21 protein-coding genes and 1 pseudogene are annotated in these 21,443 nt (G+C 35.5%); 18 read left to right on the forward strand and 4 right to left on the reverse strand.

What is annotated here, in order from left to right; all coding sequences use genetic code 11:
• Nucleotides 1–10 precede the first annotated feature (10 nt).
• The 5 genes from HMPREF3270_RS11215 (at nucleotide 11) to HMPREF3270_RS11235 (ending at nucleotide 3,852) form a co-directional block, all read left to right on the forward strand.
• The gene (locus HMPREF3270_RS11215) at nucleotides 11–241 is read left to right on the forward strand and encodes a hypothetical protein (protein ID WP_002481822.1); all 231 of its coding nucleotides are present in this window, start codon (nucleotides 11–13) and stop codon (nucleotides 239–241) included.
• 140 nt (nucleotides 242–381) lie between these two features.
• The gene (locus tag HMPREF3270_RS11220) at nucleotides 382–1,758 is read left to right on the forward strand and encodes an EVE domain-containing protein (protein ID WP_023016316.1); all 1,377 of its coding nucleotides are present in this window, start codon (nucleotides 382–384) and stop codon (nucleotides 1,756–1,758) included.
• Between the two features lie 123 nt (nucleotides 1,759–1,881).
• Nucleotides 1,882–2,280 carry a thiol-disulfide oxidoreductase DCC family protein gene (locus HMPREF3270_RS11225; RefSeq protein WP_070848204.1) on the forward strand — a complete coding sequence of 133 codons (399 nt, stop codon included), beginning with the start codon at nucleotides 1,882–1,884 and terminating at the stop codon, nucleotides 2,278–2,280.
• Nucleotides 2,281–2,548: 268 nt separating this feature from the next.
• On the forward strand, nucleotides 2,549–2,995 hold the full coding sequence (locus HMPREF3270_RS11230) for a Dps family protein (protein ID WP_002481819.1): 447 nt from the start codon (nucleotides 2,549–2,551) through the stop codon (nucleotides 2,993–2,995).
• A 164-nt stretch (nucleotides 2,996–3,159) separates the two neighbouring features.
• On the forward strand, nucleotides 3,160–3,852 hold the full coding sequence (locus tag HMPREF3270_RS11235; RefSeq protein ID WP_070848203.1) for a D-alanyl-D-alanine carboxypeptidase family protein: 693 nt from the start codon (nucleotides 3,160–3,162) through the stop codon (nucleotides 3,850–3,852).
• 66 nt (nucleotides 3,853–3,918) lie between these two features.
• On the opposite strand, the gene deoD is transcribed toward HMPREF3270_RS11235, so the two are convergent.
• A complete protein-coding gene (deoD, locus tag HMPREF3270_RS11240; protein ID WP_002481817.1) occupies nucleotides 3,919–4,626 on the reverse strand; it encodes a purine-nucleoside phosphorylase in 708 nt (235 codons plus the stop codon).
• Nucleotides 4,627–4,874: 248 nt separating this feature from the next.
• Here deoD and deoC point away from each other — a divergent pair, with 248 nt between their 5' ends.
• Both deoC and HMPREF3270_RS11250 read left to right on the forward strand, forming a co-directional pair.
• Nucleotides 4,875–5,537, forward strand: a complete 663-nt coding sequence (gene deoC, locus HMPREF3270_RS11245; RefSeq protein WP_070848202.1) for a deoxyribose-phosphate aldolase — start codon at nucleotides 4,875–4,877, stop codon at nucleotides 5,535–5,537.
• 179 nt (nucleotides 5,538–5,716) lie between these two features.
• Entirely contained in the window at nucleotides 5,717–6,973 is a 1,257-nt protein-coding gene (locus tag HMPREF3270_RS11250; protein ID WP_070848201.1) for an aminoacyltransferase, read from the forward strand.
• Nucleotides 6,974–7,087: 114 nt separating this feature from the next.
• Here HMPREF3270_RS11250 and HMPREF3270_RS11255 read toward each other — a convergent pair whose 3' ends face one another.
• Entirely contained in the window at nucleotides 7,088–7,555 is a 468-nt protein-coding gene (locus HMPREF3270_RS11255) for an S-ribosylhomocysteine lyase (RefSeq protein ID WP_002481814.1), read from the reverse strand.
• Nucleotides 7,556–7,846: 291 nt separating this feature from the next.
• Between HMPREF3270_RS11255 and HMPREF3270_RS14265 the strand changes: the two are divergent.
• The 3 genes and pseudogenes from HMPREF3270_RS14265 to HMPREF3270_RS11265 form a co-directional block, all read left to right on the forward strand.
• A pseudogene (locus tag HMPREF3270_RS14265) lies at nucleotides 7,847–9,004 on the forward strand (M20 family metallopeptidase); the annotation flags it as partial.
• Nucleotides 9,005–9,013: 9 nt separating this feature from the next.
• A complete protein-coding gene (locus HMPREF3270_RS14270) occupies nucleotides 9,014–10,234 on the forward strand; it encodes an L-aspartate--L-methionine ligase LdmS (RefSeq protein WP_231724100.1) in 1,221 nt (406 codons plus the stop codon).
• A 139-nt stretch (nucleotides 10,235–10,373) separates the two neighbouring features.
• On the forward strand, nucleotides 10,374–11,039 hold the full coding sequence (locus tag HMPREF3270_RS11265; RefSeq protein WP_002481812.1) for a DUF2750 domain-containing protein: 666 nt from the start codon (nucleotides 10,374–10,376) through the stop codon (nucleotides 11,037–11,039).
• 82 nt (nucleotides 11,040–11,121) lie between these two features.
• Here HMPREF3270_RS11265 and coaW read toward each other — a convergent pair whose 3' ends face one another.
• Nucleotides 11,122–11,931, reverse strand: coding sequence for a type II pantothenate kinase (gene coaW, locus HMPREF3270_RS11270; RefSeq protein ID WP_002481811.1), 810 nt, complete (start codon nucleotides 11,929–11,931; stop codon nucleotides 11,122–11,124).
• A gap of 93 nt (nucleotides 11,932–12,024) precedes the next feature.
• On the opposite strand from coaW, the gene HMPREF3270_RS11275 reads away from it, so the two are divergent.
• The 4 genes from HMPREF3270_RS11275 (at nucleotide 12,025) to HMPREF3270_RS11290 (ending at nucleotide 15,821) form a co-directional block, all read left to right on the forward strand.
• Nucleotides 12,025–12,390, forward strand: a complete 366-nt coding sequence (locus tag HMPREF3270_RS11275) for a VOC family protein (RefSeq protein WP_002481810.1) — start codon at nucleotides 12,025–12,027, stop codon at nucleotides 12,388–12,390.
• Between the two features lie 49 nt (nucleotides 12,391–12,439).
• Nucleotides 12,440–13,306: a GNAT family N-acetyltransferase gene (locus tag HMPREF3270_RS11280; protein ID WP_070848200.1), complete on the forward strand. Its 867-nt coding sequence runs from the start codon at nucleotides 12,440–12,442 to the stop codon at nucleotides 13,304–13,306.
• Nucleotides 13,307–13,428: 122 nt separating this feature from the next.
• Entirely contained in the window at nucleotides 13,429–13,977 is a 549-nt protein-coding gene (gene rpoE, locus HMPREF3270_RS11285) for a DNA-directed RNA polymerase subunit delta (RefSeq protein WP_070848199.1), read from the forward strand.
• Nucleotides 13,978–14,204: 227 nt separating this feature from the next.
• Entirely contained in the window at nucleotides 14,205–15,821 is a 1,617-nt protein-coding gene (locus HMPREF3270_RS11290; RefSeq protein WP_002481807.1) for a CTP synthase, read from the forward strand.
• Nucleotides 15,822–15,918: 97 nt separating this feature from the next.
• On the opposite strand, the gene HMPREF3270_RS11295 is transcribed toward HMPREF3270_RS11290, so the two are convergent.
• Nucleotides 15,919–16,452 carry a DUF2529 family protein gene (locus HMPREF3270_RS11295; RefSeq protein WP_070848198.1) on the reverse strand — a complete coding sequence of 178 codons (534 nt, stop codon included), beginning with the start codon at nucleotides 16,450–16,452 and terminating at the stop codon, nucleotides 15,919–15,921.
• Between the two features lie 302 nt (nucleotides 16,453–16,754).
• On the opposite strand from HMPREF3270_RS11295, the gene fdaB reads away from it, so the two are divergent.
• The 4 genes from fdaB to HMPREF3270_RS11315 all read left to right on the forward strand — a co-directional run bounded on the left by fdaB (nucleotide 16,755) and on the right by HMPREF3270_RS11315 (nucleotide 21,345).
• The gene (gene fdaB, locus HMPREF3270_RS11300; protein WP_002481805.1) at nucleotides 16,755–17,612 is read left to right on the forward strand and encodes a class IIb fructose-bisphosphate aldolase FdaB; all 858 of its coding nucleotides are present in this window, start codon (nucleotides 16,755–16,757) and stop codon (nucleotides 17,610–17,612) included.
• Nucleotides 17,613–18,110: 498 nt separating this feature from the next.
• Nucleotides 18,111–19,370 carry a UDP-N-acetylglucosamine 1-carboxyvinyltransferase gene (locus HMPREF3270_RS11305; protein ID WP_023016121.1) on the forward strand — a complete coding sequence of 420 codons (1,260 nt, stop codon included), beginning with the start codon at nucleotides 18,111–18,113 and terminating at the stop codon, nucleotides 19,368–19,370.
• A 62-nt stretch (nucleotides 19,371–19,432) separates the two neighbouring features.
• Nucleotides 19,433–19,783 carry a winged helix-turn-helix transcriptional regulator gene (locus HMPREF3270_RS11310; RefSeq protein WP_023016120.1) on the forward strand — a complete coding sequence of 117 codons (351 nt, stop codon included), beginning with the start codon at nucleotides 19,433–19,435 and terminating at the stop codon, nucleotides 19,781–19,783.
• Between the two features lie 131 nt (nucleotides 19,784–19,914).
• Nucleotides 19,915–21,345, forward strand: coding sequence for an aldehyde dehydrogenase family protein (locus tag HMPREF3270_RS11315; RefSeq protein WP_023016119.1), 1,431 nt, complete (start codon nucleotides 19,915–19,917; stop codon nucleotides 21,343–21,345).
• The last annotated feature ends 98 nt before the right edge of the window (nucleotides 21,346–21,443 follow it).

Here is a 21,443-nt window from a genome sequence, read left to right on the forward strand (position 1 = left end):
GTGTAACAGCATGCGCAAGTTTTTATATATCACTTTAATTTGCGGTATTTTGTCAGGTGCAGGGGTCTTTATGAATTTCCCTAAGTATCCAAACTTGATGATTCCAGCTGCGTTTTCAATTTTAGGAATTCTATGTGTATTACTTACTATTCCAGATAAACAAACGAGCAACATGTTGAAGTTAGGCGGATTTTTAATTAATTTCATGCCGTTGATGGCAATTTTACTAATGCCGAGATAATGAGTTTGACTTGTATCAAAGAGAGGCATTTGATATAAATAGCTAGAATGAGATTTGCAATATAGGGTTGAAGCTAACAGCCGCGAAATGCGTATATTGCACTTAAATCAATATATTTATGAAGAAGGAGCAGTATCAAAATGAGTGAAGAAACAAACTATTTCTGGCTGAACTGCGGTTATAATCGTTGGAATCATAATGAACCTTTAGTAGGTCAGACGACATTGTTTGAATCAGGGGCACAATTCAATCCTACGCAAGGCTTTCGAGCATTTAAAAAAGCAAAACCAGGTGATAAAGTTATCTTTTATCAAGTTCAAACAGATGCTGGTTTGCTTGGAAGCGGTGAAATCATCAGTGTCCAAACAGGTGCACAACACAAAATCCGCGTACAATTTCGTTTAACTGAAGCTTTGAAACCATTAACTGCAGATTACTTAAAACGCAGTGAACAGTTAGAATTTCGTATCAATAATATGAAAGAAACATTGTTCAATCAAATCGCTAAAGAAGAATTTGAATTAATTGAACAACTTGGTAAAGGGACTACACAAGTGCCGAGATACTTCTTCTTAGCTGAAACCAAAGACTTTGAACCGGGTGAAACGTATACATTATTTACACATACGTTCAACGGGATTAAACGTAACGGCTATCATTACTACACGCAACTTGAAATTGGCGATAAACTTGTTTTTTATAACCGTAATGCGGATCATTCTGTGGTAGGTTTAGGTGAAGTAACACAACATATTCGTGAGTTGCCGCCAATTCAAGGACGTACAAATAGTACCGCAATTGAAGTCCGCTATGATGAAGATATCAATCCGGTAAATTTAGCGACGTTAAATAAACATCCAAGATTAAAGAACTTGTACTACTTACAAGAAAATGCCAAACAGGCCATCGCAAGTATGTCTCAAGCACAATTCGATGCGATTCTTGAAATGAGTCGCAATGATAGTGTGAAACCACAATTTGAAGCCATCAAAAAAGATGATGCTGTAGCACAAACAGAAGATGAAATTAAACCATTTATTTTATTAGTGATTCAAGATAAAGATCGTGCAGAAGGCTTAAAAGCTGCAGAGAATCTACTACAAAAAACCAATGCAAAACCTGTTATTACCACAGGACATCCTGACTTCTCTGAAGATATGTTATACGGAAAGTATTTACCAAATGAAGCAGGAGCGCTTTATTACAGAGAAGGTTTCATTACAGAATTGATGCCGAGAACAGATCGCAGTTATTTAGTCATTGATAACTTCAATCGTATTGATCCAGATATTTTCCAAACGTATATCAATGTGTTAGAAGGCTATGAAGTGACATTGCCACGTTATAATCGAGATGGTTCTATGATCAGATGGTCACGTGATAAAGATTCTTTCTATCACTTTAATCCAAACTGGCATATCATCGGTGTCACATATGATGATTTAGAAACGATTAAACAAAAATACTCAGAACAATTCTTAAAATATGCACGAATTGTCAAAGTAAATCACGACTAATATAGATATGAGTCTTAGAGGGTTACGTCCCATCTAAGACTTTTTTTAATGAAAAATTAATGGTGATTCTAAACGGGTATATTAAATAATAGATAAAAGACTGAACGAGAAAGGAGTAATAGAATGCCGATTATTTATTATGATGCAAACTGTGTGTATTGCTATAACTATGCGATATGGTTAATTAGACACGGTTTATCTAAAAGTTATGAGTTTGCGACATTAAAAGGTACTGCAGGCCAAGAATTAGAACGCAGACATCCAGGTATATTAAAAATGAATACTGTCGTACTGCAAGAAGGGGAACATCTTTATTTCAAATCTACAGCTATCGCAAAATTGTTGATGTCATTAACAGAAGAAAAATGGATAGGTGTCCTATTAACACTTGTACCGAAACCATTGCGTGACTTCGGTTATGATTTATTTGCGAATAACCGAGATAAGATGTGGCATGCAGAATGGCAAGAACCTACTGATTATGAACGCTCATTCTTTATTGAATTGCCTAAGAATATTTAATTGAGAATGAAAATAAAATAAACTACTTGTTTATAATGGACAAGCATTAAATGTCACATCCTTTTAAATGGCTTAGTAATAAGTGTTATTAATGTGTTAAAAGCTTCCAAGCAGGGTAAAGTAATAGAGAAAGCAGATACAACATCTTAGAACTCTAGTTTATAATAATTTTAAATTAGAGGAGATATAGCTTTACAGATTATAATGATTATAATATAATAACTATTACAAAGAGAGAAAACGACAACTTAAAGGAGCGATTATTTTTATGGCAAATAAACAAGATGTAGTAAATGTATTAAACGAACAAGTAGCAAACTGGACAGTATTATATACAAAAATTCACAACTTCCATTGGTTTGTGAAAGGTCCTCATTTCTTCTCATTACACGTTAAATTTGAAGAATTATATAACGAAGCAAGTGAACACATTGATGAATTAGCAGAACGTATCTTAGCAATCGGCGGCAGTCCAGTTGCGACATTGAAAAATAGCTTAGATGTAGCAATTGTAGATGAAGCAGAATCAGAAAAAACTGCTGAAGATATGGTTCAATCAATTTCTAAAGACTTCACTAACATTTCTGAACAACTTGCTAAAGCAGTAGAAGTTGCAGGAGATGCAGAAGATGATGTATCTCAAGATATGTTAATCGCATTACAAACTTCAGTTGATAAACACAACTGGATGTTCCAATCATTCCTAGGCAAATAAGCATCAATCAAATAACTTATAATGATAAAACCAAGCCGTGGTCAAGAAGAACCATGGCTTGGTTTTTCTTTTGTGAAAGTATTTTAAAGTTTCATAAAAGGATGTTGAAAAATATATTATGCGTTCTATACTATAGATGTGAAAGTTGATGAGGTGATAACGGGATGAATAAATTAATTGCGGGTACTTTGGCTGCTAGTTTATTATTAACAGCTTGCGGCAGTACATCAGAACAAAACGACAACAAGGAGAACAAGCAATCAGCACAACAAGAAACTAAAAAAGCACTACACCCTAAACAACAACATCAAGTGAACAAGAAAAATGGTGTGACAACTGTTGATGGTTTAATGTTAGTGAATAAAAAGGTATCGATTTCAAAACACTATAATCGTGGAGAAAATCAAACAGCGAGACAACATTTAAATGAAATGATGCAAGATGCGAAAAAAGAAGGATTAAATATTGTCTATCGCAGCGGATTCAGATCTTATCAAGAACAAGTTGGACTTTATAATAGTTATGTGGCTCGTGATGGTCAGAAAGCCGCTGATAAATATAGTGCTAGACCTGGCTTTTCTGAACATCAAACAGGCTTAGCTTTCGATGTGGGCACACCACCAGGAAATAAAGATTTCTTAGAAGCATATGGTGAAACACCTGAAGGTAAATGGCTTGCTGAACATGCGCATGAATATGGTTTTATTCTTCGATATCCGAAAGGTAAAGAACATATTACAGGTTATCAATATGAACCTTGGCATTTCAGATATGTCGGCCTTAAACATGCGAAAGACATCCATAATCAACATCAGACATTAGAAGAATATCTGGATTATGGTTATGATAAGAAATAATATTAAATGAAATTATGAAAAAAGGCGAAGCTGAGTTGAGCTTCGCCTTAAAATATATTGAATAGATTATGCGATTTCTAACGCAATTTCCATCATTTGTGTAAATGAGTTTTGACGTTCTTCAGGTGTTGTTGCTTCATCACGTAAGATGTGGTCGCTTACTGTGAAGATACCTAATGCTTTTTTACCTGCATAAGTTGCGTTTAAGTATAAACCTGCAGATTCCATTTCAATACCTAAAATACCCATACGTTGCCATTGTTGGTTGAATGTTGAGTCAGCGTTATAGAACGTATCAGAAGAAAGGATATTACCAACATGAGTCGTTGCGCCGACTTTGTCTGCAACATTTTTAGCTTCGACCATTAAATCAAAGTCAGCTAATGGTGCGAAATGACCAGGAATGTTGTATTGATCTACATAGTTAGAGTTTGTAGAAGCACCTTGTGCAATTATAATATCGTAAAGATTTACGTCTTCTTGTAATGCACCACATGAACCGATACGGATAATTGTATCTACATCAAACGTGTTATAAAGCTCATATGAATAGATACCAATACTTGGAATCCCCATACCTGAACCCATTACTGAAACTTCTTTACCTTTATATGTGCCTGTATAACCGAACATATTACGAACTTCGTTAAATTGTACGACATCTTCTAAATAATTATCTGCGATATATTTTGCGCGCAGCGGGTCACCTGGCATTAAAACTGTTTTCGCGATTTTAGCACCATTTGGTTGAATATGCGGTGTACCTTGAGTCATATTTATCTGCTCCTTTAATAAAAAATAAGTTAAGTTAAAGATAACACGCAAGCCTATAATTTGCGAGAATTACTATACACAGTTGGGCTTATTTAATGACAATTCAGGTATGTTTTCATTAAAAGAGTGAAATTGAAACAAGTTGAACATCTCTTATATTTTAGCGAGTTAAAATATTTGGTAAAATGATAATTGAATACGTTATATTATATGTGAAAGTAAACAACCAAATTGGAGGATGTATACAAATGAATTATGCGAAGTATATTGATCATACTTTATTAAAACCAGATACTACTTTAGAACAAATTGATAAGTTGATTGAAGAAGCAAAGGAATATCAATTTAAATCTGTATGTATCAACCCGACTTACGTGAAACATGCGGCAGAAGCATTAGCAGATTCTGACGTACTAGTATGTACAGTCATCGGATTCCCATTAGGCGCAAATACAACTGCGACAAAAGCATTTGAAGTAGAAGATGCGGTGAAAAATGGTGCAGATGAATTAGATATGGTTATTAATATCGGTGCATTAAAAGACAAACGCTATGATGAGGTACAACAAGATATTGAAGCGGTTGTTAAAGCTGCTGATGGTCGTACCGTTAAAGTGATTATCGAAACAGTGTTACTGACAGATGAAGAAAAACGTAAAGCATCTGAATTAAGTAAAGCAGCAGGCGCACACTTTGTGAAAACTTCTACTGGCTTTGCTGGCGGTGGCGCGACAGTTGAAGATGTAAAATTAATGAAAGAAGTCGTTGGCGACGCATTAGAAGTCAAAGCTTCAGGCGGCGTTCGTAACTTAGAAGACTTCAAAGCTATGCTAGATGCAGGCGCAACTCGTGTAGGCGCAAGTGCAGGTGTACAAATTATCCAAGGATTAGAATCAGATTCTGATTATTAATAGAAATAGATGAAAGAAAAGATGCGATGCTTAATTGTAAATATGATTAGGTATCGTATCTTTTTTGAGGTGTTTTTATTAAAAATTAAAATAAATAAACAATTATGTACGACTATGTTGTGCGACGTGTTGTAGAATGATACAGTTAAAGGGAGCGACATCATCAAAGGAGATGCACCATGTATTTTACTAATTTAACTGAAGCAGAATTTGAGAATTATACAAAACAACATTTTTCACATTATACACAGTCAGTGAAACATTATCATAATCGCAATAAAGCACAACATGATGTACATATTGTAGGTGTTAAAGATAATCAAAATGAAGTCATTGCGGCGTGCTTACTAACAGAAGCGAGAAGTATGCGCTTCTTTAAATACTTCTATACACATCGCGGACCGGTCATGGATTATAAGAATGCTGAACTTATAAAATATTTTTTTGCGGCACTTACGTTGTATTTAAGAAAGCAAAAAGGAATATATGTGTTAGTAGATCCTTATGTATTAGAAAGCATTAGGGAAACTGATGGTGAAATCATTGAACAATTTGATAATCATCAGTTGATTCAAACATTGGAAAAGTTAGGTTACAAACATCAAGGCTATTCCACTGGTTATTCTTCTATGAGTCAAATCAGATGGTTGTCTGTGTTAGATTTAAAAGGAAAATCAGAAACGCAGTTACTCAATGAAATGGACTATCAAACAAGACGTAATATTAAAAAGACTTATGAAATGGGTGTACAAGTCCGTACACTTTCTATTGATGAAACACCTTTATTCTTCGAATTGTTTAAAATGGCAGAAGAGAAACACGGTTTCACATTTAGAGGTTTGGATTATTTTAAACAAATGCAAAAGATTTATGGTCATCGTGGTTTCTTAAAATTAGCGTATGTCGATTTGCATACGTACTTAAAAGAGTTGAAAGAGAAACACGCACAATTACAAAGTGATTTAGATGAAGTGAATGAGAAGTTGAAAGAAAGTCCGAATTCTAAGAAATCAAAAAGCAGAGCTAATCAACTGCAGCAACAATTTAATGGTAACGAACGTAAAATCAAAGAAACACAAGCGATGATAGAAAAAGATGGCAACATCTTAAACTTAGCAGCTGCGCTTTATCTTTATAATGAGCACGAAGTTTACTATCTCTCTAGTGGTTCGAATCCTCAATATAATGCGTTTATGGGCGCATACCGTTTACAATGGGAAATGATTAAATTTGCGAAGAAGAAAGGTATTGACCGTTATAATTTCTATGGTATTACAGGAGATTTCTCTGATAACGCAGAAGACTATGGTGTACAAAAATTCAAAGAAGGATTTAATGCACACGTAGAAGAGTATATTGGAGATTTTATTAAACCGCTTCGCCCAATGCTCTACAAACTCTCATTATTATTAGACAAACTAAAAAACAGAGAATAGATTGAAGCAATTTATTCATAATTTAAATAACAAACAAAAAAGAAGCCCCGTCTCAAATCATTTTTTGATTTGAAGCGGGGCTTCTCATACTATTAACGCATCAAATGACCAGGATTAGTCTTCACTGAAGATTTTATCCCATTGGTCACGTTTTTCTAACATTTCTTGTGCAATTTCATGTGCACCTTCTAATGAGTGGCTTGCTGCCCAACCGCATTGTACCTCATTACAAGCAGGGACTTCTTTAGCCGCAACAACATCTTTCAATGTTGCTTCAATGATGTTTAATACATCTTCGTAGTCATCATGGTTGATGAATGATACATAGAAACCAGTTTGGCAACCCATTGGACTTAAGTCTACGACTTTGTCTGTGTGGTTACGGATGTTTTCAGCCATTAAGTGTTCTAATGAGTGTAAACCAGGCATTTTCATGTGTTCTTTGTTTGGTTGTTTGAAACGAATATCATATTTCTTAATTACATCTCCGTTTTGACCTTCTTTTGTACCTGCTAAGCGCACAAATGGTGCAACAACTTTAGTATGATCTAAATTGAAACTTTCAACGTTCATTTTAGGCATAAAACTAAACCTCCTTTAGTTCTTCATGTCTTATTGTAACAAGGCTAAGCAGCATTTACAATTTTACCGAATACACTTTCAATGAAAAGTTTATCGGTTTACTCGGAATAAATTTGTTGAAAATTAAGAAAAAGGATGACAAAGTCATGAAAAACCTTTAAAATGTTTAGTAATCAATTTTACTGATAAAGATATAAAAGGGGATGAGAACGCAAGGTAAAAGCGTTCCAAATCGTGTTAAAACGACCTTAAAGACACATATATCTTTGAAAAATAAAGGGAGTCACTAAAATGTCATTTGAAACTCATATTGAACAATTTATAGATGCGAAACAGTCAGAATTTATTGATATCAGTCATAAAATCCATGAAAGACCAGAACTAGGAAACCAAGAAGTCTTTGCTTCTGGTTTATTAATGCAAGAATTAAAGAAATACGGCTTTGAAATTGAACAAGATATCGCAGGTCATCCGACTGGCTTCATTGCTCAATATCATAGTCGCAAGCCAGGGCCGACGATTGGTTTCTTGGCAGAATATGACGCGCTTCCTGGATTAGGTCATGCATGCGGTCATAATATTATCGGTACAACAAGTGTGTTAGCTGGTATCGCTTTAAAACAAGTTATCGATAAAGTAGGCGGACAAGTGGTTGTGTTAGGTTGTCCAGCTGAAGAAGGCGGAGAAAATGGAAGTGCGAAAGCGAGTTATGTTAAAGAAGGTATCATTGATGAATTAGATGTTGCTTTGATGCTGCACCCTGGTAATGAAACATACAAAACAATCCATACATTAGCAGTAGATGTATTAGATATTAAATTCTACGGTAAAAGTGCGCATGCCTCTGAAAATGCAGATGAAGCGATTAACGCTTTAGATGCGATGATCAGCTATTTCAATGGTGTAGCACAATTACGTCAACAAATTAAAAAAGGTGAACGTGTACATGGTGTGATTTTAAATGGTGGAGAAGCAGCCAACATTATTCCTGATTTTACACATGCACGTTTCTATACACGTGCAACAACACGTAAAGATTTAGATGTGTTAACACACCGAGTAGGTCAAATTGCTCAAGGTGCCGCATTGCAGACAGGTTGTGACTATTCATTCAAACCGATTCAAAATGGCGTGAACGAATTTATCTTAACACCTAAATTAGATGAACTGTTTGCACATTATGCACGTCAAAAAGGTGAAGAAGTCAGTGAAGATGACTTCGGTTACGGTTCTACTGATACGGGTAACGTCAGTCATATCGTACCGACGTTACATGCACATATTAAAATCGGGCCAAGCAATTTAGTAGGACATACTTACAAATTTAAAGAAGCTGCTGCATCTGACCATGGTGATAGTGCCTTAATTAAAGGTGCGGATATTTTAGCACGTATGGGCTTAGATTTAATTCAAAACAATGAATTGTTGAGAGAAATTAAAGAACAACATGTCAGAAAAGTGAAGCAAGCATCATTAAAAGAACTTAGAAAACATTCAGAACAACCTAAGGTCACTTTAAGTGATTTATATGATGAGTCTATTGTTTATACGTCTCGTCCATCGTATGTTTCTAATCCTTGGTTAGAGCCTGATGAGCATCAATCTAACTTCTTAACAGGTCGTGAATTATTAATCGCAAATAAAATGCCGGTGATTGTGCATGAAGCGAGTGTCACTGATAAGTTGAAACAGTTATTCAACGAAGTCGGTAAAGAAGTGCCAAGCAATGTTTATAAATTCCATAACCAAGCTAGTTATGAACATTTATTACGTTCGTTAACGAAAGAAGACAACAAGAAGATATACTTCCAATATGTGCATAGTGAAGACATTGTACCTAAAGAAGATTATGCGCTGGATAAAGATACGTTTGTTGCGCTCAACAATAAAGCACGTATACCAGAGTGGACAAACGGTAAATATTTGCCGAAACGTGAAGTTGTGGCGGTAGAAGATTTTGAAGAAGCAGTGAAGAAGTGGGATTTACCGATTGTATTAAAACCGGGCGATGATTTACCGACAGCCGGCGGCTATGGCGTGATGATCTGTTATAACCAAGAAGATTTAGAAAAAGCAATTGAACGTGTTCATCAAGCATTAGATGAAACAGAAACAATGATTATTGAACAAAAAGTGGATGATATTGCCAATTACTGTGTACAATTTGCTTACTCAGATCAAATCGGTTTGAAATATTTAGGAACAGCCGAACAAATCACAGATGATTATGGTTTCTATAACGGAAATCAAAGTGTACCGGTGGAAGAGGTGCCGCAAGCTGTGATTGAAGCGGGTCGCGAAATTATGGAAAACGGTATTAAAGAAGGTTTCTATGGTGTCGGAGGTTTCGACTTGCTTTATGATAAGTATGGCCATGTTTATGCGATTGATTTAAACTTCCGTCAAAATGGGTCAACAAGCATGTTGCTGTTAGATGATGAATTATCTGGCGATTTCCATAAATTCTATAGTTATTTCTCACGCGGTGATAATACGAAATTTTATCGTACGATTATGAAATATGTCCGCCAGGGCAAAATTTATCCATTATCTTATTATGATGGCGATTGGTATGGTAAGGATAAAGTGAATTCTCGTTTTGCGTGTATCTGGCATGGCAGCTCAAGAGAAGAAATTGAATTAAATGAAAAAGCCTTCTTAAAAGAATTAGGCGATTAATATAGAGTTTTAGTGAAACGGTTAAAATCCTGTATGATTTTAGCCGTTTTGTTTTAACTTAAATCGTATTAGATTGACTGTTTAAGTTTATTATTTTATATTTGCATTGATACACAACTATAGAGAAAGTGGGTTTACTATGGATTATAAATACGAAACGTTTTTCAAAGATTTGCTTGTAAATGAAACGTACTATATTGCAGTCAAAGATAGAAAAATGGTTAGAAGAGATGTAGATGGACATGCCATTGCGCTATTTTGGACAAAGAAAGAATTAGCAGAAGCTTATTTTGAAAACCGTAAAGATGCTTACGATAAAATTATTATTCGTGATTTAGATCGCTTTGTGACAAGTGAAATGGATGACTTATTTGATAAAGGGGATAAAGTCTTAGTCAATGTTACAGATGAACTAGACGGACATTTCATTGATATTTATGAAGCCACAAAACAAATTATGACAGAACTGGATCGTATTCGTACAGTTGAATTTGCGCGAATTACTGCGAAAACAGATGATGTTTATGGTCTGACTGATAAAGGAAATAAACAGTTTATTATTATCAGCAATAACGGGGAAAACCAACCTAACTTCATGCCAGTGTGGAGTGATTATCAATCTGCATTGAAAGTGCGCGATGAAGATTTTGAAGAATGCGATGTAGATCAAGTTGAAGGAGAAGTTTTCAGTGAATGGCTTGATCAATTAAGAGATGATGATAACGGCGTCGGCATCAACTTAAAACCGAATGTTGTAGGTTCGATAGTTTCAGCCCAAACATTGAAAAATGAATTATCTTATTAAAATTGTTTAAATAGATAGAGAACATAATAGGGAATAAGGCTATGATTAAAATCTGCCTTATTCCCTATTTATTTGATGTACATTACGCTGGATTTCCTAAGTAGATACTGCCCAAAGCGCCTGAAAAAGCGCCGCCTTCAACATAGTAAGGCTTGAAACCACGTAAGACAGTATAATCTTCTACAACTTTGCGTAGAAGATGATTATTGTTGAATGAAGAACCGATATACACCACATTTTCAGTTTGAAACTCTCTTGCGAGTGTGATGGCCATGGTTGTGACAACTTCTCCAACGACACCCATTACTGATGCTAATTGATCTGCGGTTGAAACTTCTTTATCTAGATGACGCATCACATGTGCGAAGTTTGCGGCTGTTAAATCACCTGGAATCGGCGGTTCACTATTTTTATAGATGTGTTTTACTTTTAAATCGATAAATTCACGGTCACCTTGTTCTGCGGTATCTGTCAAAGTTTGATAATCTGTAATCCCAGATAATAAGTATCCTAAACCTTGAATCATACCGCCGCCGGCACCGATACCTCCGACACGTCTTTGTGTCTGACCGTCAAAATAGTGCATAGATGTGCCTGTTCCGACATTGGCGAAGATGTAGTCTTTTAAATAATGACCTTGTTCTTCTAATAACATATTTAAACCCTTTGAAGCTGCATCGAACTCAACGAATTCTTGTGCAGGGAAATCTAATTGATCTTTAATCATTTGTGCTTTACCGCCGGTTAAAGAAACATTTCTGCAAGGTTGTTGATTCAACCACTCAATCACTTCTGTTAATTCATCAGTACGTTTCGTTCTGAAAGTACGGTGCCCGTTGTCGATTTCGACAATTTTAATTAATGTACCACCGGCATCAATACCGATTTTCATAGTTTCACCTCAAAATTATGTATGACATGTAATCATTAATAGTATAATCAAAAGAGAAAGAAAAAAGCAAAGTTAAGGAGTGTACAATAAAAAATGAAATTAAGTCCATACCTTATCGTAGAAAATGTTGCAAAAGCAGCTGAATTCTATCAAAGTGTTTTCGGCGGTGAGATTAAAGTATTAAATCAACAAAAAGAACAAGTGTTGCACGCAGAAGTTCACATTACTGATGCTATTGTATTGCACTTATCGAGCAATTATGGCAAACCATTTAGTAATGAAGATGTGAATCTGCTTCTGACATTTGAAGATTCTACAGAACAACAACGTGTATATGATGCGTTGAGTGTTGGTGGAGATCCACACATGCCGATTACTAAAACTTTTTTCAACGCAATGCATGGTCAAGTCAGAGACCAATACGGTGTCAATTGGCTCTCAAATTGTTTCTCAGCATAGCGCATAGGGAAACACTAATTGAACTTGCAGTAAATAAGAAATGTAGGGGATGTATATGAAACACAGTAAGCAATTTGGAGATATTATCGTTCAGCCATACGAACCAAAGTACCATCAAGAAGTCGAAGAATTCGAACTGTCAGAAAGACAGATGATTTATTCTTCTTTACCAAAACAAGTATTAGACGATGCATTAAAAGACAAAGACCGTATCGCGAATATAGCTATTAATCAAAAAGGGGAAGTGGTCGGCTTCTTTGTTTTACATCAATATTATCAACACGAAGGTTACGATACACCAGAACATGTCGTCTATGTCCGTTCGTTATCTATTAATGAAAAATTCCAAGGAAATGGTTACGGCACGAAGATTATGATGAATCTGCCGAATTATGTTCAGTCACTTTATAGTGATTTCAACCATTTATACCTTGTGGTCGATGCTGAAAATAAAGCAGCGTGGAATGTGTATGAACGTGCAGGGTTTATGCATACTGCGACAAAACAAGAAGGACCGATCGGTGAAGAACGTTTATACTATTTAGATTTAGATTCTAAATATGTTTCATCATTAAAGTTGAAAGCACCCGATGAACAACCTGATAAAGAAATCGATACAGTACATTTAATGCTGGACGGTCAAAAAGCAGGTTTTATTGCCTTGCAAGCAACAGAAAACCGTATGCATATCAGAGGTATAGAAGTGGATAAGGATAAACGACATAAAGGTATCGCAGAAAGTGCATTACGTCAGTTAGCGACATATATCAGAAAAACATATCCTGAAATAGAAGTGTTAGATATTGTTTTATTTGGTGAACATAATGAATTAAAACCGTTATGTTTGAACAGTAATTTTGTCGCAACCTTGCAAACTGAAGATTATGTAAAATTTGAAAAATATATCGTTTATTAAAAATGTAATCATTAGCATTGCGAAATAGGGCATTGTCATTTATAATTTACATTTGTTAACATGAGAAATAAGTAAACTTGTGATTGAATTGATAAAGCCTTTGAAAGGGAGTAATAGAACATATGAAAATTCAAGACTACACAAAAGAAATGGTAGACGAAAAATCATTCATCGATATGGCCCATACTTTATTAGAAGAAAAAGGGACTACAATGAACTTATACGATATCATTGATGAATTTAAAGCTTTAGGACACTATGAAGATAATGAACATTTAGAAAATCGTATTGTTCAATTCTACACTGACTTAAACACAGATGGTCGTTTCTTAAATGTCGGAGAAAATATGTGGGGATTACGTGACTGGTATTCAGTAGATGATATTGAAGAAAAAATCGCACCTACAATTCAAAAATTTGATATCTTGGATGAAGAAGACGAAGAAGATAAAAACCTTAAACTTCTTGGCGAAGAGGAAGAAGAGGAAGACGAAGCAAGAACTGAAGAAGATGTTGAGGACGACGAAGAAAATTTAGACGATCCTCAAGATGAAGAAGAAGTCAATGAATCTGATATCGTTATCGAAGAAGACGAAGATGAATTAGAAGAAGCAGAAGAATTATTTGAAGATGCGGCTGGTTTTAATGATGCGCCAGACGATGAAGAATAATAATTGACTTTTTCTAGAAAAATGATAAAATTTTATTCGGGCTCCTTTAATTAGGACAACGTGTATAAATCATACGCTCCCCCTTTACATGAGATGTGAGAGGGAGCGTTTTTTTATTTTTTAAGCGATATTTAAAATAAGCGCTAAGACTTTTATGTCTTAACATGAATACAAACAAGTTATGGAATGTTAAATTAATTTGTAATTGAAAAGTAGGAGGAAAAAGAATGACTAAGTTCATATTTGTTACTGGCGGAGTAGTTTCTTCACTTGGTAAAGGAATTACAGCGGCATCATTAGGCAGATTATTAAAAGATAGAGGTTTATCCGTAACGATACAGAAATTCGATCCATATTTAAACGTAGACCCAGGTACTATGAGTCCGTATCAGCACGGGGAAGTCTTTGTGACAGATGATGGTGCGGAAACAGACTTAGACTTAGGACACTATGAACGTTTTATCGACATCAACTTAAATAAATATTCAAACGTGACAGCTGGTAAAGTTTACTCTCACGTATTGAAAAAAGAACGCCGTGGTGATTACTTAGGCGGTACGGTTCAAGTTATTCCTCATATCACGAATGAAATTAAAGAACGTTTATTATTAGCAGGCGAAAGCACAAATGCAGACGTTGTTATTACTGAAATCGGCGGCACAACAGGTGATATCGAATCACTGCCATTTATCGAAGCGATTCGTCAAATCCGTAGTGATTTAGGCAGAGATAATGTCATGTATATCCACTGTACTTTATTACCCTACATCAAAGCAGCAGGTGAAATGAAAACAAAACCGACACAACATAGTGTTAAAGAATTACGTGGTTTAGGTATCCAACCTGATTTGATTGTGGTAAGAACTGAATATGAAATGACACAAGATTTAAAAGATAAAATTGCATTATTCTGTGACATTCCTGAAGAAAATGTTATCGAATGTCGTGATGCTGAATCTTTATATGAAATTCCTTTACAATTAAGCAAACAACATATGGATGACTTAGTCATCAATCGCTTAGACTTAGATGCGAAATACGATACACAATTAGATGAATGGAAACATTTATTAGAAATCGTAAACAATCTTGATGGTGAAATCACAATCGGTTTAGTTGGTAAATATGTAAGCTTGCAAGATGCTTATCTTTCAGTTGTAGAATCATTAAAACACGCAGGCTACCCATTATATAAAGACATTAAAGTTAAATGGATTGATTCTAGCGAAGTGACAGACGAAAACGCAGCGGAATACTTAAAAGATGTAGATGGTATCCTAGTGCCTGGCGGCTTTGGTTACCGAGCAAGTGAAGGCAAGATTTCAGCAATCCGTTATGCGCGTGAAAACAATGTGCCATACTTCGGTATCTGCTTAGGTATGCAGTTGGCTACAGTAGAATTTGCGCGTAACGTTCTTGGTTTAGAAGGTGCACATTCTGCAGAATTAGATCCTGATACACCATATCCAATCATTGACTTATTACCAGAACAAAAAGATATCGAAGATTTAGGCGGAACGTTACGTTTAGGCTTGTACCCAAGTGAAGTTAAAGAGGGTACATTAGCTTATGATATCTATGGTAAAAAAGAAATCGAAGAACGTCATCGTCACCGTTATGAATTTAACAACGACTATCGTCAACAAATGGAAGATGCAGGTATGGTCTTCTCAGGTATCAGCCCAGACGGCAGAAGAATCGAAATGATTGAAATTCCTGGTAATGACTTCTTCTTCGCGAGTCAATTCCATCCAGAATTCTTATCAAGACCAAACCGTCCGCAACCAATCTTCAAAGCGTTTATCGAAGCGGCTAACAAATATCAACAAAATAAAAGTAAATAAGGCAAAATACGTCTATTATAAAGTATAAAGAAGCGGCAAAGCAGATTCACAACTAGGTGAAACAGCTTTGCCGCTTTTGTATTTTCAAATTATTTAGTTACTCTTCTACGTTCAAATCCAAGTCTCTGATCATTTCAATCATTTGTGTATAGATTTCATAGTAAACATAAGTGAATGCCATAGGATGAGGTTGAACAATCTTGTCGTAATCCTCTGTATAGACAATCGGTCTTGGTGTACATAAATCTATATAATGAAAAAGATGGTCAGGAATAGGTGTTTCTTTATTTTTGTTACAGATTAAAACGAAATCAACATCTAAATCAATTAAGCGTTGTGTATCCGCTTGAACTTCTTCTGTATAAAAAGGAGAGAAGAGTAAGACGCGGTCAGTTGTATCTAATGCATCATAACTTTCTAAGTCAGTTAGGCGTTTGCTTGCTTCTAATTTTTCATTGCTGTTAAGCACATAATCTTCGAAGCAATTTAAGTCGCCATAACCTTTGACATAAACATGACCTTCTCCGCCGATAGCTTGAATTAAACATTGTGATGCCATTTGTATATCCAATTCTTGTTGATTTAAGCGATTGAATATACCAGTAAGTTGTGTTTGTAAGATATTCGCCATAGTAGCCTCCAACTTTATTATCGATATTTCAATTTTAAATGAAGCTTATCTTTAATTCAATTGACTGAAAAATGTATAAGACGCAGATGAAAATGGGTAATAATAAAAAATACAACGTTAAGCACAGAACAAAGTGGTTGTGAAACACATATACAAATGTTGTATACGTTTTCATTTGAAAATTCACACAATTTTATCATTTATAACCGCTTACATTTAGTTTTGCAATGCATTACGGCGGTGACTTTGATATACTTAACGTATAAAAATCACGTGCAAAACGCACGCAAGGAGGAACTTTCATGCCTTTAGTTTCAATGAAAGAAATGTTAATCGATGCAAAAGAAAAAGGTTACGCAGTTGGTCAATACAACTTAAATAACCTAGAATTCACTCAAGCTATTTTAGAAGCTTCACAAGAACAAAATGCACCAGTTATTTTAGGTGTATCTGAAGGTGCTGCTCGTTACATGAGCGGATTCTACACTGTAGTTAAAATGGTAGAAGGCTTATTACATGATTTAAAAATCACTGTACCAGTTGCTATCCATTTAGACCACGGTTCAAGCTTCGAAAAATGTAAAGAAGCAATCGACGCTGGTTTCACATCAGTTATGATCGACGCTTCACACAGCCCATTCGAAGAAAATATTGAAATCACTAAAAAAGTGGTTGAATATGCACATGCACGCGGTGTATCAGTTGAAGCTGAATTAGGTACTGTTGGCGGACAAGAAGACGACGTAGTAGCTGACGGCGTTATCTATGCTGACCCTAAAGAGTGTCAAGAACTTGTTGAAAAAACAGGTATCGATACTTTAGCACCTGCATTAGGTTCTGTTCATGGTCCTTACAAAGGTGAACCAAACTTAGGCTTCAAAGAAATGGAAGAAATCGGTCAATCAACTGGTTTACCATTAGTATTACACGGTGGTACTGGTATCCCAACTAAAGATATCCAAAAATCTATTTCTTTAGGTACAGCTAAAATCAACGTAAATACTGAAAACCAAATTGCTTCAGCGAAAGCAGTTCGTGAAGTATTAAACAACGACAAAGAAGTATACGATCCACGTAAATATTTAGGTCCAGCTCGTGAAGCTATCAAAGCTACAGTAACTGGTAAAATCAAAGAATTCGGTACTTCTAACCGCGCTTAATTTTGAATAATTAAGTATTGAAAGAGCATCTTTATCGGATGCTCTTTTTTGTGTTGTGAGACAACACCAAAAGATTGTGTTCTCGTCAACCATTTGTTAGGATACAAAAGATTGCGGAAATATCTATATGACAATAATGTTAGGCAAAAATGGTGTATTGCCTGAAATTATTTCGCAGTCTTAACGTGACTTGTGCTATAATGTCTTAAGTGATTTTTTGAATGAAACAAAAAAGTTTGTTGAGACTGACATCTTAAGACAAACGCATAAAATGGGTGCAACATATCAACATGTTGTAAATACTTTAACAAATGGCTTTGTATTCTATAATATGAATATACAATCGCTAGTACATTCAACTATAATTAATATGAAGTATGTGGATAACAGTTATTTTCATAGAAAATGATGAAAGAGTGGGTGTAGTCGTATCAGAAACAAGGTAGACTATACATAGAACTGTGGAATAAAGATTGAATAACAAAGGAGAACAATCGAATGGCTCAAGAAGTAATAAAAATCAGAGGCGGACAGCCATTAAAAGGGAAACTGAAAATCAACGGCGCTAAAAATAGTGCAGTGGCGATTATCCCAGCAGCATTACTTGCAGAGGATGTTGTAACATTAGAAGGCTTACCGCAAATTTCAGATGTTGCTACTTTAGTAAGCTTGTTAGAGGATTTAAACATTAAAACAGATTTAAAAGATACAGAATTAAAAGTAGACCCGACGGAAATAAAAAATGCGTCTTTACCAAACCATAAGGTAGAGTCATTAAGAGCATCATATTATATGATGGGAGCAATGTTAGGTCGATTTAAAAAATGCGTCATCGGACTACCAGGTGGTTGTCCTTTAGGACCACGTCCGATTGATCAACATATTAAAGGATTCAAAGCATTAGGTGCGACGATTGATGAATCAAGCCCGACTTCTATGAAGATTGAAGCGGAAGAATTAAAAGGTGCGAATATTTTCTTAGACATGGTTAGTGTCGGTGCAACGATCAATATTATGTTAGCTGCTGTCCGTGCAGAGGGACAAACAGTAATCGAAAATGCAGCGAAAGAACCTGAAGTTGTTGATGTTGCGACGTTCTTAACAGGAATGGGTGCGAATATTAAAGGTGCAGGTACAAGTACTATTAAAATTACGGGTGTCGATCATTTGCATGGTGTGACACATCAAATTATTCCAGACCGTATTGAAGCGGGTTCATATATGTGTATGGCAGCAGCTTGCGGTGCTGAAGTGGAACTTGATAATATCATTCCAAAACACATCGAACCTTTAACTGTTAAATTACGTGAACTAGGTGTAGATGTTGAGATTGATGATGACCGCGTAAAACTTAAAGGCCAATTACCATTTAACAGCGTCAACATCAAAACGTTGGTTTATCCAGGTTTTGCGACTGACTTACAACAACCAATCACACCATTATTATTCTTAGCAGATGGACCTTCATTTGTAACAGATACAATTTATCCTGAAAGATTCCGTCATATCGAAGAGTTAAGAAAAATGGGCGGAGAAATTTCTGTAGATCAAAACACAGCAACAGTTAAACCGTCTCAATTACATGGTGCGTCTGTGTATGCGAGTGATTTGCGTGCCGGTGCTTGCTTAATTATTGCAGGTTTAATCGCAGAGGGTGTAACAACAATTTATAATGTAAATCACATTTATCGCGGCTACACAAACATTGTAGAGAATTTAAAATCTCTCGGCGCAAACATTTGGACTGAAAAAATTTAGAAAACGTGGTATACTTTGTATAGTAGGTTTGCATGATCTAGTAATCATGAGAGGTGATTTAAATGGAAATTTGTCCATATCTAGAAGAAACATTCAAAATCATCGGTCGAAGCTGGAATGGATTAATTTTAAATTATTTATCTAGATGTCCAGAACAGTCTGCACACTTCAGTGATATGAAGAAAGATTTGAAGACAATTACACCACGTTCTTTAAGCTTAAAACTTTCTGAACTGATGGAATGGGAGTTAGTAGAAAAGAACATCGTATCAAAAGCCCCCTTATCAATCGTTTATCATTTAACTGATAAAGGTGCTGCTTTAGCTGAGGCTTTAGTACCGATGGAAGAATGGGCACAAAAATATATTGAACTTGAATCTGAGAATCAAACAGATAATGTGTCCAATTCTTAATATAGATTTGAGAGAAGTAAGAGTTATTCCTTTTGGAGTAGCTCTTATTTTGCGTTATAAGCAGAAACGTTTAAAAAAATCTGAGAAAGGATAAACTATAAAGTAAGACGTAATACTAAGGAGTGACTGAATTGAGAATTCAAACTAAGCAATATATCAATGGTGAATGGGTTGATAGTGCAAGTGGCGAAACAATCGATGTCATCAACCCAGCAACTGAAGAAGTACTCGGTCAAGTTGCGAAAGGTAACAAAGAAGACGTAGATAAAGCAGTACAAGCTGCAAAAGATGTTTATCTTGAATTCCGTCACAGCAGTGTAGAATATAGAAGAGACTTACTCGATAAAATTGTTAAAGAGTATGAAAATAGAAAACAAGATATTATTGAAGCGATTACTGATGAACTAGGTTCACCGCTTGAAAAATCCGAAAATGTGCATTATCAAATGGGACTTAATCACTTCTCAGAAGCAAGAGATGCATTGGATAATTTCCAATTTGAAGAACGACGCGGTAATGACTTAGTGGTGAAAGAAGGTATCGGTGTTGCTGGTTTAATCACACCATGGAACTTCCCAACTAACCAAACATCATTAAAACTAGCAGCAGCATTCGCAGCTGGTAGTCCAGTCGTATTAAAACCTTCTGAATTAACACCATACGCAGCAATTATCTTAGCTGAAATCTTTGATAAAGCTGGCGTACCAAAAGGTGTATTCAACTTAGTAAATGGTGACGGCGAAGGTGTCGGCAATCCATTAAGTGAACATCCAGATGTACGCATGATGTCATTCACAGGTTCAGGACGTACAGGTGCAAAAATTATGGAAAAAGCAGCACAAGACTTCAAAAAAGTTTCACTTGAACTTGGTGGTAAATCACCTTATATCATTTTAGATGATGCAGATGTAGAAGAAGCTGCTGAAGCTGCAGTCGGCAAAGTTTATAACAACACAGGCCAAGTATGTACTGCAGGTACAAGAACTATTATTCCTGAATCAATGAAAGATAAATTCATTGAAGCAGCAAAAGAAAAAATGAGCCAAGTAAAAGTTGGAGATCCAAGAGAAGAAGGCGTTCAAATGGGTCCAATCATCAGCAAAAAACAATTTGATCAAGTTGAAGATTATATTCAAAAAGGTATCGATGAAGGTGCTGAATTAGTTCTTGGCGGTGTCGGCAAACCTGAAGGCTTAGACAAAGGTTACTTCGCAAAACCAACAATCTTTGCGAATGTTGATAACCAAATGACTATCGCACAAGAAGAAATCTTTGGACCTGTAATGTCAATTATCACTTACAAAGACCTTAAAGAAGCAATTGAAATTGCGAACGAAACAAAATATGGTCTTGCTGGTTATGTATATGGTAAAGACTTAAACACTTTACGCAAAGTTGCACGTGAAGTTGAAGCAGGTACAATTGAAATCAATGAAGCAGGTCGCAAACCAGATTTACCATTCGGTGGTTATAAACAATCAGGTATCGGTAGAGAATGGGGCGACTATGGTATTGAAGAATTCTTAGAAATCAAATCAATTGCAGGTTACTATAATGAATAACCTTTGAATACTATTTGCTGGGCACGAAAGTGTCCAGCTTTTTTAATGGAGAAATAGTTAATTATACGCAATTGATAACGTTAGACCAATGATTGTTT

This window comes from Staphylococcus sp. HMSC65H10, assembly GCF_001839185.1.
Taxonomy (GTDB): Bacteria; Bacillota; Bacilli; order Staphylococcales; family Staphylococcaceae; genus Staphylococcus; species Staphylococcus simulans.